General features: G+C 40.0%; 21 protein-coding genes and 1 riboswitch. Of the genes, 7 read left to right on the plus strand and 14 right to left on the minus strand.

Annotation, left to right across the window (positions count from 1 at the left end):
* The first annotated feature begins 86 nt into the window (after positions 1 to 86).
* Positions 87 to 608, plus strand: a complete 522-nt coding sequence (fldB, locus tag ATS76_RS12495; RefSeq protein ID WP_058552415.1) for a flavodoxin FldB — start codon at positions 87 to 89, stop codon at positions 606 to 608.
* Between the two features lie 92 nt (positions 609 to 700).
* Here the strand turns inward: fldB and ATS76_RS12500 are convergent, their stop codons facing one another.
* A complete protein-coding gene (locus tag ATS76_RS12500; RefSeq protein WP_058552416.1) occupies positions 701 to 2710 on the minus strand; it encodes an alpha-amylase in 2010 nt (669 codons plus the stop codon).
* A 151-nt stretch (positions 2711 to 2861) separates the two neighbouring features.
* The gene (locus ATS76_RS12505) at positions 2862 to 3563 is read right to left on the minus strand and encodes a tRNA1(Val) (adenine(37)-N6)-methyltransferase (protein WP_058552417.1); all 702 of its coding nucleotides are present in this window, start codon (positions 3561 to 3563) and stop codon (positions 2862 to 2864) included.
* 75 nt (positions 3564 to 3638) lie between these two features.
* Here ATS76_RS12505 and srmB point away from each other — a divergent pair, with 75 nt between their 5' ends.
* Together srmB and ATS76_RS12515 are read left to right on the plus strand one after the other, a co-directional pair.
* Entirely contained in the window at positions 3639 to 4865 is a 1227-nt protein-coding gene (gene srmB, locus ATS76_RS12510) for an ATP-dependent RNA helicase SrmB (protein ID WP_058405865.1), read from the plus strand.
* 240 nt (positions 4866 to 5105) lie between these two features.
* Entirely contained in the window at positions 5106 to 5426 is a 321-nt protein-coding gene (locus ATS76_RS12515) for a BON domain-containing protein (RefSeq protein WP_006793146.1), read from the plus strand.
* Positions 5427 to 6269: 843 nt separating this feature from the next.
* On the opposite strand, the gene ATS76_RS12520 is transcribed toward ATS76_RS12515, so the two are convergent.
* Both ATS76_RS12520 and yaaA read right to left on the minus strand, forming a co-directional pair.
* Positions 6270 to 7226: a mechanosensitive ion channel family protein gene (locus tag ATS76_RS12520; RefSeq protein ID WP_058552600.1), complete on the minus strand. Its 957-nt coding sequence runs from the start codon at positions 7224 to 7226 to the stop codon at positions 6270 to 6272.
* 125 nt (positions 7227 to 7351) lie between these two features.
* The gene (gene yaaA / locus ATS76_RS12525; protein WP_058552418.1) at positions 7352 to 8131 is read right to left on the minus strand and encodes a peroxide stress protein YaaA; all 780 of its coding nucleotides are present in this window, start codon (positions 8129 to 8131) and stop codon (positions 7352 to 7354) included.
* Positions 8132 to 8352: 221 nt separating this feature from the next.
* Between yaaA and tal the strand changes: the two genes are divergently transcribed.
* Both tal and ATS76_RS12535 read left to right on the plus strand, forming a co-directional pair.
* The gene (tal, locus tag ATS76_RS12530) at positions 8353 to 9303 is read left to right on the plus strand and encodes a transaldolase (protein WP_058552419.1); all 951 of its coding nucleotides are present in this window, start codon (positions 8353 to 8355) and stop codon (positions 9301 to 9303) included.
* 297 nt (positions 9304 to 9600) lie between these two features.
* On the plus strand, positions 9601 to 9789 hold the full coding sequence (locus tag ATS76_RS12535) for a DUF3545 family protein (protein WP_006793150.1): 189 nt from the start codon (positions 9601 to 9603) through the stop codon (positions 9787 to 9789).
* Positions 9790 to 9858: 69 nt separating this feature from the next.
* On the opposite strand, the gene ung is transcribed toward ATS76_RS12535, so the two are convergent.
* From ung to ATS76_RS12575, 8 genes are all read right to left on the minus strand, one after another.
* Entirely contained in the window at positions 9859 to 10521 is a 663-nt protein-coding gene (gene ung / locus ATS76_RS12540) for a uracil-DNA glycosylase (protein WP_058552420.1), read from the minus strand.
* Complete coding sequence (locus ATS76_RS12545) at positions 10518 to 11378, minus strand: cobalamin-binding protein (protein ID WP_058552421.1); 861 nt, start codon at positions 11376 to 11378, stop codon at positions 10518 to 10520. The genes ung and ATS76_RS12545 overlap by 4 nt, the downstream gene beginning before the upstream one ends.
* On the minus strand, positions 11378 to 11977 hold the full coding sequence (gene cobO, locus ATS76_RS12550) for a cob(I)yrinic acid a,c-diamide adenosyltransferase (protein ID WP_058405860.1): 600 nt from the start codon (positions 11975 to 11977) through the stop codon (positions 11378 to 11380). The genes ATS76_RS12545 and cobO overlap by 1 nt, the downstream gene beginning before the upstream one ends.
* Positions 11970 to 13451 (minus strand): cobyric acid synthase, encoded by a 1482-nt coding sequence (locus ATS76_RS12555; RefSeq protein ID WP_058552422.1) that lies wholly within the window; start codon positions 13449 to 13451, stop codon positions 11970 to 11972. The genes cobO and ATS76_RS12555 overlap by 8 nt, the downstream gene beginning before the upstream one ends.
* A gap of 2 nt (positions 13452 to 13453) precedes the next feature.
* Entirely contained in the window at positions 13454 to 14458 is a 1005-nt protein-coding gene (locus ATS76_RS12560) for a FecCD family ABC transporter permease (protein WP_058552601.1), read from the minus strand.
* A gap of 1 nt (position 14459) precedes the next feature.
* Positions 14460 to 15260 (minus strand): ABC transporter ATP-binding protein, encoded by an 801-nt coding sequence (locus tag ATS76_RS12565; RefSeq protein ID WP_058552423.1) that lies wholly within the window; start codon positions 15258 to 15260, stop codon positions 14460 to 14462.
* A gap of 76 nt (positions 15261 to 15336) precedes the next feature.
* Positions 15337 to 15475: riboswitch (cobalamin riboswitch) on the minus strand.
* A gap of 47 nt (positions 15476 to 15522) precedes the next feature.
* Positions 15523 to 16452: a porin gene (locus ATS76_RS12570; RefSeq protein ID WP_058405857.1), complete on the minus strand. Its 930-nt coding sequence runs from the start codon at positions 16450 to 16452 to the stop codon at positions 15523 to 15525.
* Between the two features lie 185 nt (positions 16453 to 16637).
* Positions 16638 to 17492 (minus strand): LysR family transcriptional regulator, encoded by an 855-nt coding sequence (locus tag ATS76_RS12575; RefSeq protein WP_058552424.1) that lies wholly within the window; start codon positions 17490 to 17492, stop codon positions 16638 to 16640.
* A gap of 91 nt (positions 17493 to 17583) precedes the next feature.
* Between ATS76_RS12575 and ATS76_RS12580 the strand changes: the two genes are divergently transcribed.
* Positions 17584 to 17958, plus strand: a complete 375-nt coding sequence (locus ATS76_RS12580) for a DUF413 domain-containing protein (protein ID WP_006793159.1) — start codon at positions 17584 to 17586, stop codon at positions 17956 to 17958.
* Between the two features lie 85 nt (positions 17959 to 18043).
* Complete coding sequence (locus ATS76_RS12585) at positions 18044 to 19279, plus strand: GGDEF domain-containing response regulator (protein WP_058552425.1); 1236 nt, start codon at positions 18044 to 18046, stop codon at positions 19277 to 19279.
* A gap of 8 nt (positions 19280 to 19287) precedes the next feature.
* Here ATS76_RS12585 and rarD read toward each other — a convergent pair whose 3' ends face one another.
* The gene (gene rarD / locus ATS76_RS12590) at positions 19288 to 20208 is read right to left on the minus strand and encodes an EamA family transporter RarD (RefSeq protein ID WP_058552426.1); all 921 of its coding nucleotides are present in this window, start codon (positions 20206 to 20208) and stop codon (positions 19288 to 19290) included.
* Between the two features lie 51 nt (positions 20209 to 20259).
* Positions 20260 to 20715 carry a thioesterase family protein gene (locus ATS76_RS12595; protein ID WP_006793162.1) on the minus strand — a complete coding sequence of 152 codons (456 nt, stop codon included), beginning with the start codon at positions 20713 to 20715 and terminating at the stop codon, positions 20260 to 20262.
* Between the last annotated feature and the right edge of the window lies 1 nt (position 20716).

Here is a 20716-nt window from a genome sequence, read left to right on the forward strand (position 1 = left end):
CTCATGCTTTGCTAAGGTATCAATTAAAAATACCTTACGGTAAACTTGAGCCTATCATATCAGGCAATTACACAGTGATAAATACGATGCAAATTGGTTTATTTTTTGGCTCTACTACGTGCTACACCGAAATGGCAGCAGAAAAAATTCGTGACCTTATTGGTGACGATATAGTCAGCCTTCACAATATTAAAGACGAACCACTAAAAAATGCAGAGCAATACGACTTTATCATCTTTGGTATTTCAACATGGGACTTTGGCGAAATACAAGAAGACTGGGAGTCTAAATGGGACGACATAAAAGATGTAAACCTAAATGGTAAAACCATTGCTTTATTTGGCATGGGCGACCAACAAGGTTACGGACAGTGGTTTCAAGACGCTCTGGGTATGCTGCACGACGAAATAAACACACAAACATTTACACAGCTTGGCTTTTGGCCAAACGACAGCAGTTATGAGTTTGAAGCCTCAAAGGCACTCACCCCCGATGACAAACAGTTTGTAGGGCTCGCCCTTGACGAAGACAGCCAGTACGAGCTGAGCGATGAGCGCATTGCGACTTGGGTTGAACAAGTAATGACCGAGTACGGTGAAACGCTTTAACTGCTTAAGCGCAATGGTTGCAGTAAAAAGCCAAACACGCTCTGGTGTTTGGCTTTAGTAATAATGTACAAGGCTAAATTTAACGAATAGATTTAAAAGCTACGAATATCTACATTTGAGCTATTAAATTTAAACATATTTATTTTTCCACATTGTGCCACATGGTTAGTGCTGGCAAAGGGTGTATTGGCTTGGTTTATATCGCTTTCCCAACCTTGGCCATTTTTTACAAATGCTTTTACCTCAAACCACCCATTTACTGCTTTGCTGCAATCCATGTCTACATCTAGCATCCAATAGTGTTCGCCCCAAATATTAAGCGGCGTAACGCCAAAACCGTCGTTGGTCACTGTTTTTTGTGTACCATACGTACTTGGCCACACGTTTGTAGTCCAATCGGCTGCTGTACCCTCTGCTTGGGCGCTTTGCCCACTTTCAATACCGTACCAATCTAGGAAGTTATCGTTTGCTTTCCATGCACTTGTAGTGGCATTTTTTAAATTGTTATGACGAATAGGCATCGCGCATTCAACATTGGTTGTTTGGCAGTTTCTTCCTAAATTTGTATTGGCATAGGTATGATCTATTCCGCCGCGTACAAACATATCTTGCCCACTTTGGGTTTGTGCGTTAATAAAAATAACGGTACGCTGCCAATCATCATTCGGGGTTGAAGTCGAACCTTGTGATAACTTAGCGTTTTTATGAATTGCCATGGCATCCCACGGCGCCACATTTAGATTAATAGTGCTGTTACTATTAACGGTTATAACCTCACCGCCACAACTTTTAGCATCGCCCGACAATTCACCTTTTAATACATTACAATATTGGCCAGGCGCCATGTCTGTTTGCACAGTAGCATTGAGCGTTGAGTCTTCTTTGTTAATGGCCATATGACCTGAGCTACCGCGACCAAATGAAATCTGATTATTCGTGTTATCCCACCAATTTGTCACAGCCCAGTTGTCGGCAGTGTTATTTCTAAAATCAACGCCACCAGCAATATATGACCACCGGTGTTCACACTTCCAATTGCTTGCAAAACATTCTAAATTACCACTGTTATGAACGGGAACACTTGGCCCGCCCGCATCGGTATCACCATGGAAATCGTAGCTCGACATCACTTTTGGGTAACCATACGGATACGCCAACATAAATACGTTGGCTAGGTCGTATAAACGACCATCTTCAAAAGTAATTACATTACCCGCACCACCGTGCCCGCGCTGGTTATCGTGATTATCTACAAATACGACCGCCGATGAGCTTGGCATAAAGCCCCACCCTTCACCAAAATTACTTAGCCACGCAAGTGAGCCGTTTCTAAATGTATTACCGAGTTGTGTACTGTATTTAAACTCGGTAACGAGCCCTGTACTTAAATACTCAGAGGCATCAACGGCTTCTGTTCCCTGATCAATCACTTCATGAAACACTAGCGGCGAGCCGTTTATTTTAGCCATAAGGCTTTGAATATCGCTAGCGGCTACGTGTTTAGCCGCGTCAAACCTAAAGCCTTTTACTCCAATAGCTTGAAGGTCATTAATATAAGCCGCTATGGTATTTTGCACGTAATTTGAAGATGTGTTTAAGTCGGCAAGCCCTACCAGCTCACAGTTTTGAACGCGATAACGGTTATTACCGTAATCTTCTGGGTTAATTGAGCAGCTTTCGTGAAAATCTTGTGGGCTATAAATTGGGTATTGTTTATTCCCAAACGTGCTTCCCGCTACGCCATTCCCACTCCCAGCTGCCATGTGGTTAATTAGGGTATCTACATATATATCGACCCCTGCACTTTTACAACGGTTAACCATATCTACAAACTGCGTTCGGTTACCGCCCCGGCTTTGCAGTTGGTAGCTCACAGGTTGATAGCGAGTCCACCATTGGTTGCCTGTAATATGTTCGTTAGGTGGAGAAACCTGTACAGCAGCGTACCCTTTTGGTCCTAAAAACTGCTCACACTCTTGTGCGACATCGGGCCAACTCCATTCAAATAAATGAACAAACGTAGTGGGTGCAGCAGCTGCAAGGTTAGGTACAAGCAAACCTAGGCTTAAACCGGCGGTGGTGACAATTTTATTCAGCTTCATAGTGTGTGTTTCCAAATGTTGGCGAGCTAAACAACATGCTCTTCGTTATTTACAAGTGGTTAACACTAGTCTTGAGATTGATTAAATAACAACTGAATACGTATGCATTACGGGTAAACTATCCTTTATTATTAGATAATTGCCCACACAGTTACGCCATTTTTAAATAAAACGTCTTGCACAAAGCAACGTAATCAGTGGTGTAATTGTTGTTTAACTCTCTAATGCATAGCGTTGAATTGTCGGTTTGTGATTGTAGGTAGCTAAATGTCATTAAACTGCGGCTTATAGGTTTGCTAGGTGTCGCTTGCACTTGGCAGTGTGCATTTAAATAAAGTCCATTTTTAACGGCAAGTTCAATAAATACCTCAGCCTCAGTGCTTGGCAGTATTAAACAAAATCGTGACTGTGAATGACTTAGTTGCCTAAACGCGTTAATTAACTCCTCAAAGCTTAATCCATCAGTGTGGCGTGCAGTATTTCGGGCGGCATTATTACCTTTTAGACTATGATTAAAATATGGCGGATTAGAAATGATTACATCAAAGGGAGTATCACTATTAAAGCTTTGAATAGTTTGGTGCTTAATAGTTATATTGGGCCACGGACTATTAGCTACGTTTTGGATTGCTTGATTGTATGCGTTTTTATCTATTTCAACCGCGGTAATACTCAATGTTGGCCTGCGCTGTTTACACATTAACGCCAATAACCCTGTGCCTGTACCAATATCTAATAACGTGTTTGCATCCGTTAAGTTTGCCCACGCGCCAAGCAAAATGCCGTCGGTTGAAACCTTCATTGCGCAATGGTCGTGTTCAACCTTAAATTGTTTAAATGCAAAACCAGACATTTTTTCACCTTTTCATTCACCAAGCGCAGCATAGCGCGTATAATCAAGGTAATTGTCCACTATTTTAGACACTCTATGCAATTTTCTGAATTTGATCTTGATACCAAATTACTCGACGCCATTAATAAAATGGGTTACGAAACGCCGACCAGTATTCAACAGCAAGCTATTCCTGAAGCCCTTCAGGGACGTGATATTTTAGCGTCTGCGCCAACAGGCACAGGTAAAACAGCGGCATTTTTAATTCCTGCTATTCAATACTTATTAGATTTTCCGCGCCGTGAACCTGGTTTTGCCCGCGTATTAATAATGACCCCAACACGTGAGCTGGCTTATCAAATTCATGAGCAATGTGAGTTACTAGCAAAACGTACGCACCTGAAAATAGGTGTAGTAACCGGCGGTATTAACTACGGAACGCATAAAGAAATTTTTGAAAAAAATAACGACGTGTTAATTGCCACTCCAGGGCGATTAATGGAATACCTTGAAACTGAAAACTTTCATGCTGAACACGTCGAAATGCTTATTATTGATGAAGCCGACCGCATGCTAGACATGGGTTTCAAAAAAGAAATGAGCCGTATTTGTGACGAAGCTAAAAACCGCCGTCAGTGCTTTTTGTTCTCTGCTACCCTTGAGGGCGACAGCGTAGAGCGATTTGCAGAAACTACATTAAACGACCCGGCTCTATTAGAAGCTGAGTCGTCTCGTAAAGAAAAAGCTAAAATTCACCAATGGGTTCACCTTGCTGATGATTACCACCATAAACTAGAGCTTTTAGTCAACACCCTTAACGGCCCAGACGTTAGTAAAGCTATTGTGTTTGTTAAAACCCGTGAGCGTTTAGAAACACTCATTGGTGAATTAACTAATAACGGCGTAAAAGCCGCCTGGCTGCGTGGTGAAATGCCCCAAGACAAGCGCATGAAAGCAATGGAAAACTTTCATAGCGGCCGCACTAAAATATTGATTGCAACAGATGTAGCCGCCCGCGGTATTGACGTATCTGACATTAGCCATGTTATTAACTTTGACATGCCACGAACAGCTGACGTATATGTACACCGAATTGGCCGTACGGGTCGTGCAGGTAAAAAAGGTATCGCTATATCATTAGTGGAAGCGCACGATATTGGTATTTTGTACAAAGTAGAACGCTACATTGAACAAAAGCTTAAACGCCGTGTAATTAAAGGTATAGAGCCTCAGCATAAAGAGGCTAAGCCACCCGCTAAAAAGCGTAAAGATCCGGTAAAAATGAAAGCGAAGAAAAAAGCGAAAGTTAAAAAGAAAAAATAACTTAGCATTTTTACCAAAGCCGGCGCATGCCGGCTTTTTAATGCGCGTAACAAATGTAACCAGTGCATGTAACACCTACTCATTTAAATGTAATTATTGCCCACCTGAATTCTTACTTAATAAAATATCCTTACATTTCAATTAATTAATATTGGCATTGAACTTGTAATATTAAATACAGAATGGCCAGAGTAATTAATGATTTGGCTGAATATTTAATTTATATAAAAGGATTGAGTTATGAACCGCTTAAAGTTAACTATTGCTTTAGTTTCGTTTTGTTGTTTATTTTTGCTAGCGTGCGCTACCAAAGTGAGTGCAGCAACACACCTAGCCGTAGTGAGCAGCGTAGCAACTCAACCTAACCTACAACAAACCATTACCAGCACGCTTCGTACTAACCCTAACTTTGCATTAAGCAATATTCGTGTTCAGGTTAAAGATGGCGAGGTAGTATTACATGGTCAAGCGCAAACAGGTTTTGAACGTGCGCTTGCACAAAAATTTTTAGAAAATATGGATGGGGTTAAAATCATTCGTAACAAAATTAGTGTTATTTAAATCATACTTTTATTGACCTGCCCCATGGTTAAGAGACTTACAAACATATTGAATAATATTTAAATTTAATTCTTTAGACAGAGTTCAGGTTAACTCAAATTGATCCTAGGCGCAGTATGTTACTCCAACACATGCTGCGCTTTTTTATACCTGTATTAGTTTCAAAAAACACTAACAGCAAAGAATAACCCCACTCTAACTACCTTTATTTACCGTTTGATACACAGTGATAAGTTGTGTGCATTACAACCTAATATTTGACAAAATAACCTACTCCTAAAATAACAGACTTATATTAAGAAGAGGCCTGTTTAACTGCCATTATTAAAGCGTGTCCTATCTAGGCGTAACATAACTAAGGTGCGCGATTTGTGACCCAGTAAGCTCAGTCCCTACTTCTGCATTATTTTAATGACTACGCCTATGTACGTATAACTTAAAGTCGTATACAGCTCATATGCCCTACTTGCTCTTTATGACCTATTCTTTAAGCAACAAGGAGAAGCAACCTATGAGGGGACCTCAAAGGTTACTGCATGTTTTATATTTATGCTGCGTTATCGTCGGTTTCGGGAAGTAACTACACAATAGGCTTAGCCTTATCGATATATTACATAGCCCGCTTCCAATTTCATCTCAAAAGGTAAGTAGACATAAATTTATAATTAGTTAACGTTGTTCTCACCTTCTCAAACATTTAAGTAGCCATAAAAAATGCAGCTTTATAAAGCTGCATTTAGTTGTTGTGACTCGTAAGTCATTTTTTCTTTAGCTAACGGCGCATATAAATGTAAAAGTGCGCTAAGAGTGAGTAAATAATTCCCAATGGTATTGTTGGCTCATTTATTCATTTTGGCTTGAACCTGAACCATCAGCATCCCCTTTGTTAGATGATTGCTGGCTAATTTTATCGCTGATCATAGCATCAAGCTTTTCCCCGCCTTTAATACCAAAATCAAGCGTACGAATAGGAAATGGAATACTAATATCAGCTTCATCCAGCGCTTGCTTCACTGCTACAACCCCTTTGTGGCGTACTGTCATAAAATCTGGTTCACCTGGGTATTTAATCCAAAACCAGACCAGTAAATTAATGCTACTGTCACCAAAGCCTTCGGCATAAACATCGGTTTCGTTTTTACGAATAACAAAGTCAAAGTCGTTAATCTTATCTACAATAACTTCTTTGGCTTTTTCTATGTCGTCGGCGTACGAAATACCTACAGGTACTTCTATACGTCTAACCCCGAGTGTCGTGTAGTTTTTTAACACATTTCTAAACAACACCTTGTTAGGTACTAAGATTAACTGCCCGTAAAAGCTTTCTATTAACGTGTTACGTAGGTTTATTGAGTGAACTGAGCCAAACACGTCGTCGGTTTCAATTACGTCACCTGTTTTAAAGGGTTTGCGTATACCCATTGCGATACCCGCAATCAAGTTTTCGGTCATATCTTGAAACGCAAAACCTATGGCTAAACCAACAATACCCGCACCGGCTAATAAAGAGGTAACCGTACCTTTTAACCCCACAAAATCCAGCGCTATAAACACCCCAACACACAGTACAATAACCTTAAATATGGAGGCCATTAAATCGGCTATTTGTTGTGAGTCGAGTGAACGGCGCAATATGTTTTTCATTAGGGTGCCAGCAAAGCGCGCTAGCATTGAAAATATAATGGCAATAATAACCGCCACTATAAAATTAGGGATGTGACTTATAACAACATCAAACCAACCGCCGAGTTTTTCTTCGATAAGTTTTTCGGCTTCTGTTATCGAGGGTATGCTGATCATTTTTGTGCACCTATGAGTAAATAATAATGTGAATACTTTACTCATAGGTGCAAGTTTAGCGCCAGCGTATAAAAAGCCATGCATTGCATGGCTTTTTAAATATATGTTTAGCTGTATTTAACACGTTAGCTTTGTTCGTCGCGCATAAATACAGGCTCTAACTCTTTAGTTGTTGCCTCAGCGCTAAAGTAATAACCTGCAACGGTAAATTCTTTTAGCTGACTTAACTGCGTTACTTGGTTTTCTATAATGTAACGCGCCATCATGCCACGTGCTTTTTTAGCGTAGAAACTAATGACCTTATATTGCCCATTTTTACAGTCTTTAAAGTGCGGCGTAATAATTTGCGCGTTAAGCGCTTTTTTATCTACCGCTTTAAAGTATTCGTTAGAGGCAAGGTTAACAAGATATTGTGCATCTTGTGCTTTTATTACTTCGTTTAGTTTGTCAGCAATAATACTGCCCCAAAACTCATACAGGTTTTTACCTCGCGAGTTTTCAAGCTTAGTGCCCATTTCTAGTCGATACGCTTGCATTAAATCAAGCGGTTTTAATAAACCATATAATCCAGATAATATACGCAAATGGCTTTGCGCGTAATCAAGGTCACTTGCAGTTAACGTGCTCGCCTCTAACCCACCGTATACGTCACCATTAAAAGCAAGTGCGGCTTGCTTGGCGTTATCAGAGGTAAAAGGTTGCGACCATTCGCTAAAACGCGCTGCGTTAAGGCCTGAAAGCTTGTCGCTAATTTTCATTAAACTGCCAATTTGCGCAGGTGTTAGTTCACGGCATACTTTTATGAGTTCCTCGCTATGCTCGAGTAATTCAGGCTGAGTGAACTTATCGGTTGCCGGTGGCGTGTCGTAATCAAGATTTTTTGCAGGTGAAATAACAGTTATCATGGTTAGCTATTGACTTGTAAATTATTTAATGTCAATTTCAACATTAAATGAAACGAAAAGCACGTTTTGTTTAAATAAATCCTCCCTTAAAAATTCATACATTGCCGTTTTTTAATTGATAAGGACATAAGACCTATCAAGCATTGTCACACTGTTGCAGTATGAATGTTATATATTAAGGGTAGATTATTCTTTTAACTTGCTTGGAATGAGGAAAGCAAATGACTTCAGCTCTACAAAGGCTAAAACAACATTCATCTATCGTAGCCGACACTGGCGATATTGAAGCGATCAAAAAGCATCAACCAGAAGATGCAACCACAAACCCGTCGCTTTTATTAAAAGCGAGCGAGATTGAAGCTTATAAGCCTTACCTAGATAAAGCTTGGAGCTATGCAAAAGAAACCGAGCAAGAGCCAGCTAAACAACTAGAACTTGCATGTGACTATTTTGCTGTATTACTTGGTAAAGAAATTAGTGAAATTGTACCAGGTTATATTTCTACAGAAGTAGATGCTCGTTTATCGTTTGATACTCAAGCAACCATTGCTAAAGCACACACTCTACTTAGCCTTTACGAAAAAGAAGGTGTAAGCAAAGACAAAATTTTAATTAAAGTTGCGTCTACATGGGAAGGTATTAAAGCCGCTGAGCAGTTAGAAAAAGAAGGGACTAAATGTAACCTTACTTTACTATTTAGCGACGCCCAAGCCCGTGCATGTGCTGATGCAAATGTATTTCTAATCTCGCCATTTGTTGGCCGTATTTTAGATTGGCACGTTGCCAACGGTATGGAAAAACCAACGGATCCACTACAAGATCCTGGTGTGCAATCAGTACGCAGCATTTTTGAATTTTACAAACGCCATAATTACAAAACAGTGGTTATGGGTGCAAGTTTCCGTAACACGGGTGAAATTATTGCCCTTACAGGTTGTGACAAGCTAACTATTAGCCCTAACCTTTTAGAAGATTTAGGTAACCTTGAAGGCGCACAAGAATATTTACTAGAAAGTGATATTCCTAAAGAGCCAAAACCTGAGCCGCTTACAGAAGCGCAATTCCGTTGGTTACATAACCAAGACGCAATGGCCACTGAAAAGCTAGCTGAAGGTATTCGTTCATTTGCACAAGCACAAGAGCAATTAGAAGAACGCTTCAAGGCAATGTAATTTGCTGACAAAAATAAAAAGCGCCGTATTATTTACGGCGTTTTTTATGTCTGTAAAATACGGGCTAATAAACCCACCTCCCTCACATCTTTTATCTATAGAAAAATAACTCTCATCGGCTTAAATTTTTTCGTAAACTGTATTTCAAGTGTTCATATTTAAAAACAATACTTTACTTGTATAAACCTTCATTTAACCATCACAACTTTGTAACATCTCTGTCACTTTTTTATTCTATTTTAGCTGGGCCTGTGGTATAGGTACTCTTGAGGTCAATAAAATCAATAGGAGAAGTTCATGGATAGCCTAAACGATATATTAGAGATACTAGAAGGTCCTGATGAAAAAAGAAAAACCTCTCAGAAGAACAAAAAAAGAAAATGGCGCGAAATAGAAGCAATAAAAGATAAACAACGTCTACGTAAAGAATTAGAGGAATTTGATTACTTTGCAGACACAATTGCAATTGATGAGCTAGATTTTTAATTTCTATACCCACCAATTACACAAAAGCCCTCATTTATGAGGGCTTTTTTAATGCTCAAACTTATTTAACTAAACCTGCCAATTTATGGGCTTTTTACCTTGCGCTAACAGTAGTTCGTTAGTTCGCGAAAAGTGCTTACAACCAAAAAAGCCTCGATGAGCCGACAGCGGCGACGGATGCGGACCACTCAAAATAGAGTGGCGAGTGCTATCTATGCCTTTTCCTTTTTTTTGCGCATGCGCTCCCCACAAAATAAACACAACCCCATCACAGTTCGCGTTAATGTGTGCAATAACATTATCGGTAAATTGCTCCCAGCCTAAATGTTTATGCGAATGTGCTTGTCCTTGTTCTACCGTTAAAACAGTATTTAGTAAAAATACACCTTGCTCCGCCCAGGTTTGCAAGTAACCATGTTCAGGAATAACAAAACCCTCAATATCTGTAGCCAGCTCTTTGTACATATTTTTAAGCGAGGGTGGTAATTTTTTTACCTCTGGCAGAACAGAAAAACATAACCCGTGAGCTTGCCCTTCACCGTGATAAGGATCTTGCCCTAAAATGACCACACGAATATCGTTTAGAGGCGTGACATTAAATGCATTAAATACGAGCGATTCAGGGGGATAAACAGCAACACCTTGCGCTCGGCGGTTTTCGACTGCGTTTAAGGTTTTCTGCATATAAGGTTGCTGTAACTCGTTGTGTAAAAATGTATCCCAGTCGCTCATTGCATACTCTTTATTTGTTTTCGTGACGCGTCTATTTTATCACACATATCCGCCAGTCCATCTAGCATACGCGGTGTAAAACGGTGAAGTAAATCGGCGTTAACGCGAATAAACTGATTATTTTTAACCGCAGGTACCTCTGGCCATGCCTGCCAATTAACATTTGGCTGCGGGGTATTAGACTTTTCGTCTGGAATAATAATCACCTGAGGCTTAGTAACAATGACATTTTCAATACTGATTTGTGGGTACTGGGTCGTGCTATTAGCAAACACATTAGTTACATGACAGGTACTTACTAGTTGGCCAATCCATGTGCTTTCACTGGTGGTCATCATTGGCTCGGCCCATAACTGATAAAAGCCAGATATAGGCAGCTTCCCTTGCTGGTTTTTTATAATAGCGGTTAACTTGTGCTTAAACACTTTGGCAACCTGTTGGCTTTGCTTTTCGTACCCTGTTAATTTACCAAGAGTGAGTAGTTCAGTTTGCACGCCTTCTATGGTTGTAGGGTTGCTTAAATGCACTTTGATACCCAAGCGCTCTATTTGTGCAATATCTTCCTGTTGATTTCCGCTTTTCCAGGCAATCACTAAATCAGGTTTTAAAGCTAATAATTTCTCAAGAGAAATGCCATAGTACCCGCCAATGCGAGCTATATTTTTTGCTTCATGTGGGTAATCGGCATAGTCAACGGTACCCACAATATTGCTGCCTGCACCAATAGCAAATAGGTTTTCAACTATGTGTGGGGCAAGTGCAACTATACGTAGTTTTTTAGGCTCAGGCTCTGCCTTCGCCACTGCATTGCTCTGTAAACTAAACAGCATTAACCCTATAAAAAGCAATTTAATCACTAGTAATCAAACCCTTCTAGTGCTTTTACACCTGAATCGAATGCGTGTTTTACATTACGCACTTCGCTGACTGTATCGGCAAGGTCAGTCAATGTTCTGTGCGCTGCGCGCCCTGTGATAATAACCGATTGCATAGCCGGGCGATTATTAAGTGCGCTCACTACTTCGTCTAAGTCGATGTAGCCATAAGTCACCATGTAAGTGAGCTCATCAAGTAGTACTAAGTTAATACTGCTGTCGGCAAGCATGCGCTTTGCTTCTTGCCATGTTGCTTGCGCTGCTAAAGTATCAGCCTCTTTATTTTGTGTATCCCACGTAAAACCAGTATTCATTACAGCAAATTCAACACCTGCGCCTTGTAATAAATTACGCTCACCACACTCCCATGTCCCTTTTATAAATTGACACACAGCGGCTTTTTGACCATGGCCTACACAGCGTGCTACCACACCAAAACCAGAGGTCGATTTACCTTTCCCATTACCAGTAATAACCTGAAAAATACCTTTAACCTCTTGCGCAGCTTCAACACGGGCATCTACGTGTTCTTTTACTTTTTGCTGGCGCTGTTTATGCTTGTCGTTTGTCTGTTCAGTCATTATTGTGTCCTTTATAAATCGAGATAATTTGCGCTATATCTAAATGTGTTTCGCACATAGTTGCTAAACGCGCTAACTGTTGTTCGCGGTGTGTATTAATACTTATTGGGTCAAGCTGTAAAGTTGGTTTTACCCATTTTAAAATTTCCATAGTGGCGTTGGGCTCATCAAATAAACCGTGTAAATAAGTGCCCGCAATTGCGTTATCGTCACTTATAAAACCATCTGTTTCAAACCCATTTGGATGCTCATTAAAAGTTAAAAATGGCTTATTAAGCGCGGCCCCTTTACTAATACCTGCATGTATTTCGTAGCCACTACACGGTGTTTGTAAATCATTTAACTGCATCGTCGCTGATAATTTAGAGAGTACTTTTTGCGTGCTCAGTGTGGTTTCAAAATCACATAAGGCCAACCCATTCACCCTTTTTAATGACGATTCAACACCCTCTGGATCGTAGATAATATTACCCAGCATTTGCATGCCACCACAAATTCCAAGCACTTTACCCCCATAGCGTAAGTGGCGTTTTATTTGCCTATCCCACCCTTCATTTATTAAGAAAGTTAAATCGCCAAGTACGTTTTTACTGCCTGGTAAAATAATAAGATCAACATCAGGAATTACCTGCGTATGGCGTACATAATTAACATTAATATTTGGGTGTAAACGCAGTGCGTCAAAATCGGTATGGTTACTAATATGTGGCACTAATAATATTGCAATATTGATAGTTGCATGGGTGACGTTATTGCCTATTGCAACAGCGTCCTCCGCGTCGAGAGTCAAATCATGGAGGTATGGCAGTACACCTAAAATAGGCTTATTTGTATAGTTCTCTAACCAATCAAGCCCTCCTTGCAGTAAACTTATATCTCCTCTAAAACGGTTAATTACAAACCCTTTTACACGTGCTTGCTCTGACTCGCTAAGTAATGCCAATGTTCCCACTAGATGAGCAAATACACCACCTTTATCTATATCGGCAATGATGATCACCGGGCAGTCTACTTTTTCAGCGTAGCCCATGTTAGCGATGTCGTTTTCACGCAAATTTATCTCCGCGGGGCTTCCCGCACCTTCCACCAATAACAACTCAAACCGTTTTGCTAAACGCTCGTGTGATGTAATGACGGCATCCATAGCGACTTTTTTATAATCGTGGTATTTACCCGCTTCCATGTTGCTAATCGCTTTACCATGAATAATAACTTGCGCGCCAGTGTCGCTATTGGGTTTAAGTAATATGGGATTAAAGTCAGTTTCGGGCTCGACTCTAGCAGCAATAGCTTGCAAAGCTTGTGCTCGGCCAATTTCGCCACCGTCGTTTGTCACTGCGCTATTAAGTGCCATATTTTGTGGCTTAAACGGTGCGACTTTTATACCTTGATTTGCAAATACTCGACAAAGCGCAGCCACCAGGGTGCTTTTTCCTGCATCAGAAGTCGTGCCTTGTACCATAAGCGTTTTCATGGCTATACCTTTGACTTTCTAAAAAAGAGTAAACTTAAGAAAAACGCACTTCCCACAGCAGCCGTGATCACCCCAACAGGTAGCTCTTGATTTTGTAGTAAAGAACGTGACAGTACATCGACCCATACCATAAATGTGCCTCCTGCTAAGCTTGTTATTAATAGCCCTGCGACGGTTCCCTGCGAGATAAAAAAGCGCACAATGTGTGGCACCATTAACCCAACAAAACCAATACCACCACACATTGCCACCAGCACAGCGGTTATTAATGAGCTTAAAATTAGCATCAGTAACCTAAATCGTTTCACTTTAACACCAAGAGTTATGGCACTTTCATCACCTAATAACATGGCATTAAGTTGGCGCCTAAAGCTAATCATTACGCAGGTACACAGTGTAATCACTAAAAATGGTACCCATAGAGTTGCCCACTGCGCACGTGCAAAACTACCCAAGGTCCAAAATAAAATAGCGGCAACGGCTTGCGGCTCACTCCAATAAAGTAACAAACTAGTAAATGCACTAAATAAAAATGAGAGTGCAACACCAGCTAACAACATCGATTCAACCTGCCCACCTTGTTGCCTTGTGGCTATTAATATAAGCAAGCTCATTGCTAATAAACTGCCTAGTAGCGCCGCCGCAGAAAGGGCAACGCCCGCGCTAATACCCACAAATGCCATAAGGATAACTACACCAAACGAAGCACCTGACGATATACCAAATAAATAGGGATCGGCTAATGGGTTACGTGTCACAGTTTGTAAAATTAGCCCCGCAATAGCTAAACCTGCACCGGCCAAAAACGCCAATAATGTGCGCGGCACTCTTAATTCAAAAATAATACGGCTGGTCAGTGACGAATCATTAAAATGCACAAGACTGTTAAATACATCGTTTATTGACGTATCTGTTGCGCCAAAGCTCAAAGCTAAAAACAGACTTACTGTAGCAATGACAATAAACATAAATAGCGCCGCAGAATGGCGAAATCGAGAGGTCAGCATGTTATTTATAACCATAAAAATAAGTAATATGAGGTGTGCTTTTGCCAAGCTGAGATTCTTGTGGGTGGCTATTTATCTGTGCGCATACACCAAATACATCATCAAGCATGTGCTCAGTGAGTACCTCTGCGGGCGAACCGGTATGCGTTATTTCTCCGTTTTTAATGACTACGAGCTCATCGCAAAGAGCCGCGGCTAAATTAAGATCATGAAATGAAGCAAACACCGTAACACCTAGAGACTTTGCCAATTCCATAACCTGTATTTGGTACTTAACATCAAGGTGGCTAGTGGGTTCATCCATTATTAACAGTTGAGGTTGCTGAACAATAGCACGTGCAATGAGTGAGCGTTGTTTTTCTCCTCCAGAGAGCGATTCAAAATTTTGATTGGTGTGCTGCTCAAGCCCTACCGTTTTTATAGCTTGAGTGATCTGTGTTTTTTCGCTTTGCGATGTAGAGCTAAATAACGATTTATGAGGAGTGAGGCCAAGCGCCACAACATCAAATAACGACAAGTTAAAATGCGATGGTGCTTCTTGCAAAACAACAGCAACGCACTTTGCATATTCGTCACTTTTGAGCTGCCAAATATCTCGGTTATTAAACTCTACAACCCCTTCGCTTGGCTTATTAAAACGATATAAACAACGCAGTAAACTCGATTTACCTGCACCATTGGGCCCTATTAAGCCCACAAATTTACCTGCGGGTATTTGCACATTAATATGTTTGAGAATAGATTTATTTGCTATTCCCCACGAAAGGTTTTGAACGTTTAATAATGGTGCTTTAGTTTGCAATACTCTGTCCTAGACACGAGTACCCACTTGTAATGCAACTACCAAAAAGGAGTACATTAAAATTAGCATGAGTAGGCCCGCTCATTAAAAATTGATTTGTATCTGACTTAAAGCAAAGTGCTAATTACAGTTGCGGGAACAGTTGAGGAATTGCACCTCATTCCAAATGAAGCTCTATTATGGGCGGGTAAGTAAATAATTTAAAGCAAAAAAAACCGCGCTAATAACAGCGCGGTTAAAAAGGGAGTGTTTTAACTAATCGTTAAAACTTATATTCCATACCTAAACCTAAGTAATCTTGGTCTACGTTGTTGTCCATATCAAAGCTTGAGTAAAAGCCAAATACTTTAATGTTTTTGTTAAGCTTATGATCAACACCAACCGAAATAGCTGTTTTATCATCGCTATCGTCAAAGTCCATTGCCTGATACTGAACTTTAAATGTATTTTTACCCATGCTGTATGCCGCATTTAATAAGTAACCGTCACCTTCAGCTGAACCGTCTACTTTTTCTTGAGTTTGGTACATAGCACCTAGTTTAAAGTCTTCAACTTTACCTTGGATTGATGCGCGCACTACATCATAGCCGTTTACTTCGCTGTCAGCTGCAATTGAGGCATAAATAGCACTCTTTTTAAGCGCTGAATCACCGTATGTTACAGCCATTGAATAACCGTTATCTGCATCTACATCGTCTTCAGCAATAAAAGTAGCAAGTACTTTAAAGCCTTCGTATGAGTTTGACGCATAAGAAATTGAATCACCTAAACGGTTTTCACCTTTGAATACGTTTTTAATATCGCCTTCAAGGTCATTAAATAAATCGAGTTTACCTTGCGCTTGTTTAAACGCCGTGTCGTTACGACCCACTACTACCTGACCAAATGAGCCTTTAACACCAACGTATTGGTTACGCGCAGAAATATTATCGTCGTCGCCTTTTGAGTCTGCATCAGTTACATCAACTTGAAACTCAAACTTATAAACTGCTTCTAAGCCATCGGTAATTTTTTCAGAACCTTTAAGACCAAAGCGAGATGCGTTACTTTTAATTTCAGTAAACGACCCTTCACCGTCATCTGTAGACTGCACAGTTACATTTGCTTTACCGTAAACATCCACGTCTGCAAGTACATTAAAAGATAAACCACTTAGCAAAGCGACACATAAGCTCGATTTTACAAATTTCATGTTATTTCCTCGATAATCACAAAAGACTAATTTTTAAAACGACTGCAGTTTGTCACCACTAAATGACAGAAATATTACAAATGAAATATTTTTGACTTTTAAAGTTAATAAAACTGCATTATTTTTGAAATCAAAAGGACACGAACACTAATCAAGCAAATATGTACCCACCTAACCTCCAACGTTTAAGCGTTAGGATCAATAGTAGGAAGTAAGTTTATTAGTGTTTCTATTAGTTCCTTTTGCTCGTTATCTCTATGGTAGGCTACAAATATATCTCTTGACGTATTTTCTACGTTTTTTACATGAAATAATTCACCATTTTCTAAATGTTGCTCTACTAAAACATGAGGAATAAATGCACTACCACCACATTGCAAAATTAAATCGAGTGCAATTCGGCCGGTGCTTGTTCTAAAGTAAGGAGGGGTTTTACCGGTAAACTGGCGTGCATGCCAAAGCGAAAATGTCGTCCCCCAGTCAACATACACGTACTGATTATCAAAAAAATTCTCGTTTGTTGCCGTGTCATACCCACTCACAGGAATAATAGGTAGTTCACAAATACGCTCAACAACTAACTCATCTACTTTTGGTGGATCGAATAAAATGGCCAAATCAAGCGTGCGCTCAAGCAATAATCGCGTACTTTCTTGTTGGGCTTTAACTTCAGCCACCAAAGACACTCCCGGCATAGCCGACACGATATTAGTAATACCAAACTGCAAAAAAGCATCCCAGATATTAGGGGTGCCCGCTAAACTAATTTGTTTATGCATGTTGTCGGCAAGGGCCACATCTACCTTCGCCCGCTGCATACCAGTTATGATCATTTGCGCGTGAGGTAATAACCGCTCACCAGGCGCCGTTAATTGAATATTATTGCGCTGGCGAATAAATAAATTAACGCCAAGCCCTTGCTCTAATTGGCGAATACGAAAGCTTACCGCCGACTGCGTTATATATAGGTTTTCTGCGGCTTTACCGAAATGACGCGTGCGCACTACTTCAACAAATGTTTTTAATAAATCGATATCCACTTTTTTATCCTCACGATAAAAATAACTTGTTTAAAAAATTGCCAAACTTGCATCATACTCCAACTAATTAATAGGGTATGAGGATATAGCTATGAGCATTAACATTTCATTACTACGCCAAGCATTTGTTAGCCAACGTCAATTTTATGATGATCAAAATTTTCCACGTGGTTTTAGCCGCAGCGGAAATTTCACCTTATTAGAAGCCAGTATACTAGAACAACATGGCATTGTTTTAAAAGGTTTATATAGTAAGACGATTGAACCACAAAATGAGCACCAAGAAAATTTTGTAGCCGTAGTAACTGGCTCACAAGAACCAACTAATCCGATTGAGCGAGCATGGCTAAAATACCTAAAGCTTACGACATGTAAAACGAAGTTTCATACCTTGTTTGGGCGCTCTAAAATATCGAGCCCTGCGCCAATAAATCATGAAAGTTATTCAGAATCTGACAGCTTATAAACACGTAACCAATTTGCTTTTTGGCGCTTTTACGGTTACAACATGTATTAAGCAGCATTTTTGCATAATATGATTTAGGTGTTCCGTGAAGCGAAAGATATTAATAGTTGAAGATACACCTGCTATAGCGCTTGTGCAAAAACACATAGCGCTAAAGGTAGGCTACGAGGTAGATGTAGCAGAAACGTTAGCACAAACAAAAGTGTTGATTAGCCAAAACGATTATTTTTGTGCGGTTGTTGATTTTATTTTGCCTGACGCACCAATGGGTGAAGCGATTCCCTGCACTGTAGACGCTGAAATTCCTACCATTGTTATGACGGGAAATATAGATAAAAAAACGCGTAACATGGTAGAAAAGTACCCTATTATTGACTATATAATAAAAGAAAATAAACAGGCTTATCAATACCTCGAAAAACAGTTAAAACGTTTACCTCGTAACGAAAATGTAAAAGTACTAGTTGTTGATGACTCTATATCTACCCGCCATTATGTTGTGAGCTTATTGTTACGTCACAAATATCAAGTATCCGAAGCTGAAGATGGAAAAAAAGCCCTAGAAGTTCTTGCTAACTCACCCGATATCTCAGTGATCATTACCGACAACGAGATGCCCAATATGAACGGCGATGAGTTGTGTAGTGAAATTCGCAGAATTTACAGTAACGATGAAAAAGCGATTATTGGTATTTCTGGCGCTGATTCATCTGAGCTATCCAGCTTATTCCTAAAAAATGGTGCAAACGATTACCTTCATAAACCGTTTAATAACGAAGAGTTTTATTGCAGGCTAAGCCAAAACGTTGGCATGCTTGAACAAATAGCGACAATAAAACGCCAAGCCAACACAGACTACCTTACTGACCTCCCTAATCGTCGTTATTTCTTTGAGCAAGCAAATAACTCTCTTAAAGAGCTCAGTCTCAAAAAGGTAAACGGCGCGCTGGCCATGATTGATATAGATCACTTTAAATCTATTAACGACACTTATGGCCATGATGCGGGCGACCAAGTTTTAAAAGGACTGGCTATTTGCTTTAAAAAATACTTTGAAAAATATTTAGTTGCGCGTTTAGGTGGCGAAGAATTTGCTGTTTATTTTGCAGATGAAATCCCGCAAGAGGCGCTTAAACGACTCGAAGGGTTTAGGTATTTTGTAGAGAATAACAGCCAAGAATTTAGTAAAGAGAAAATAAAACTGACTATTTCAATAGGCTTTTCTACAGGACCTGTTTATCAAATGGATACGTTACTAAAACAGGCCGACCAAAAACTTTACGAGGCGAAAGAATCCGGCCGAAATAAGGTAGTCAGTTAAACTAAAATTTAAGCAATTTCGGCGGCTGTAATGGCCGCTTTTTTACGCTTACGTGATTGATGGTAAGAATCCCAACTAAAAATAGCCAGTGCACTCCAAATACACGCAAAGGTAATAAGCCTTTCAGTATCAAATACCTCATCGTAAAACACCACAGCAAGTATAAACATTAAACTAGGCCCAATGTATTGGAAAAAGCCAAGGGTTGTATATTGCAGGCGTTTAGCCGCCCCTGTAAAGCAAAGCAGCGGTAGTGTGGTAACAATGCCTGCGCTTATAAGTAATAAGTTGGTAAGCCAATCGTTATTAGGCAAACTTGATGTAGCAGAAGGTGTCATCATCCACCAGTAAACCAGTGCTACTGGCAATAATATTAATGCCTCGAGTAATATACCGGGTAACGCCTCAACAGGCAGCTTTTTCCGTAATAGGCCATACAGTGCAAACGATATAGCAAGTGAAAATGCCACCACAGGAAACGAGCCAAAGCTTACTAATTGAAGTATCACCCCAGAGAATGCCAACCCTACAGCAACCCCTTGAAATTTTCGGAGGCGCTCACCTAAAAAAAGCATGCCTAACAAAACATTTAAAAGCGGATTTATGTAATAACCTAAACTTGCATCAAGCATATGGTTATTGTTAATCGCCCATATAAATAAACCCCAGTTAAAACCAAGTAAACCAGAGGTAATAACTAACATTAGCATCAGCTTAGGCTGTATTATAATGTGCTTAATTTTACGCCAGTACTTTAAAACACTCACCACTAAAATTAAAAATACGACTGACCACACCACACGATGCATTAAGATTTCAAATGCGGTCACATGTTGGATTAACTTGAAATAAATGGGGGCAAGACCCCACATAACAAAAGCAAGACAAGCAAAAATTGCGCCTTTACGCTGCTCGGTAACAATTGGCATAGTAAACACTTAGTGATTTAAAAGGTCGCCAGTTTACTCGCCTAACAGGTTTTATCCAACTAAATACGTGCCTGTTCCAAAAGCTATTTGCACTGATTGCTCGTTATGTAATTCCATTCTGCACACGCACACTTTATTACCTGAACGGATAAGCGTGGCACTGGCGGTAAACACATCCCCTTTTCCCGGGCGCAAATAATCAGTGCGTAAATCAATAGTGCCAAGTGTTGCTAATTTTTTTTGCACACTGTTCATATCTAAATCGGTTAGCTTGTCTATCACACTGGCCGCTGCAAGCATGCCGCCTACGTTATCAAGTACGGCTGAAATAATCCCACCATGAAGAATTTTTTGAGCTGGGTTACCTATAAAAACATCCTGCCAGGGAAATGTAATTTTAGCTTGTTCTGGGCTAAGTGATTCTACCGATATATTTAAAAATTGATTAAACGGCATGCCATTTACAAATAGCGCACCCACTTGTTCAATTAACATTTCTTTATTCATT

It is taken from the genome of Pseudoalteromonas sp. 10-33 (assembly GCF_001469195.1).
Classification (GTDB): domain Bacteria; phylum Pseudomonadota; class Gammaproteobacteria; order Enterobacterales; family Alteromonadaceae; genus Pseudoalteromonas.

Bases quoted from the DNA above. Each gene is read 5' to 3' on its own strand.
- fldB (WP_058552415.1), top strand. From the start codon at position 87: ATGCAAATTGGTTTATTTTTTGGCTCTACTACGTGCTACACCGAAATG.
- ATS76_RS12500 (WP_058552416.1), bottom strand. From the start codon at position 2,710: ATGAAGCTGAATAAAATTGTCACCACCGCCGGTTTAAGCCTAGGTTTG.
- ATS76_RS12505 (WP_058552417.1), bottom strand. From the start codon at position 3,563: ATGTCTGGTTTTGCATTTAAACAATTTAAGGTTGAACACGACCATTGC.
- srmB (WP_058405865.1), top strand. From the start codon at position 3,639: ATGCAATTTTCTGAATTTGATCTTGATACCAAATTACTCGACGCCATT.
- ATS76_RS12515 (WP_006793146.1), top strand. From the start codon at position 5,106: ATGAACCGCTTAAAGTTAACTATTGCTTTAGTTTCGTTTTGTTGTTTA.
- ATS76_RS12520 (WP_058552600.1), bottom strand. From the start codon at position 7,226: ATGATCAGCATACCCTCGATAACAGAAGCCGAAAAACTTATCGAAGAA.
- yaaA (WP_058552418.1), bottom strand. From the start codon at position 8,131: ATGATAACTGTTATTTCACCTGCAAAAAATCTTGATTACGACACGCCA.
- tal (WP_058552419.1), top strand. From the start codon at position 8,353: ATGACTTCAGCTCTACAAAGGCTAAAACAACATTCATCTATCGTAGCC.
- ATS76_RS12535 (WP_006793150.1), top strand. From the start codon at position 9,601: ATGGATAGCCTAAACGATATATTAGAGATACTAGAAGGTCCTGATGAA.
- ung (WP_058552420.1), bottom strand. From the start codon at position 10,521: ATGAGCGACTGGGATACATTTTTACACAACGAGTTACAGCAACCTTAT.
- cobO (WP_058405860.1), bottom strand. From the start codon at position 11,977: ATGACTGAACAGACAAACGACAAGCATAAACAGCGCCAGCAAAAAGTA.
- ATS76_RS12555 (WP_058552422.1), bottom strand. From the start codon at position 13,451: ATGAAAACGCTTATGGTACAAGGCACGACTTCTGATGCAGGAAAAAGC.
- ATS76_RS12560 (WP_058552601.1), bottom strand. From the start codon at position 14,458: ATGCTGACCTCTCGATTTCGCCATTCTGCGGCGCTATTTATGTTTATT.
- ATS76_RS12570 (WP_058405857.1), bottom strand. From the start codon at position 16,452: ATGAAATTTGTAAAATCGAGCTTATGTGTCGCTTTGCTAAGTGGTTTA.
- ATS76_RS12580 (WP_006793159.1), top strand. From the start codon at position 17,584: ATGAGCATTAACATTTCATTACTACGCCAAGCATTTGTTAGCCAACGT.
- rarD (WP_058552426.1), bottom strand. From the start codon at position 20,208: ATGCCAATTGTTACCGAGCAGCGTAAAGGCGCAATTTTTGCTTGTCTT.
- ATS76_RS12595 (WP_006793162.1), bottom strand. From the start codon at position 20,715: ATGAATAAAGAAATGTTAATTGAACAAGTGGGTGCGCTATTTGTAAAT.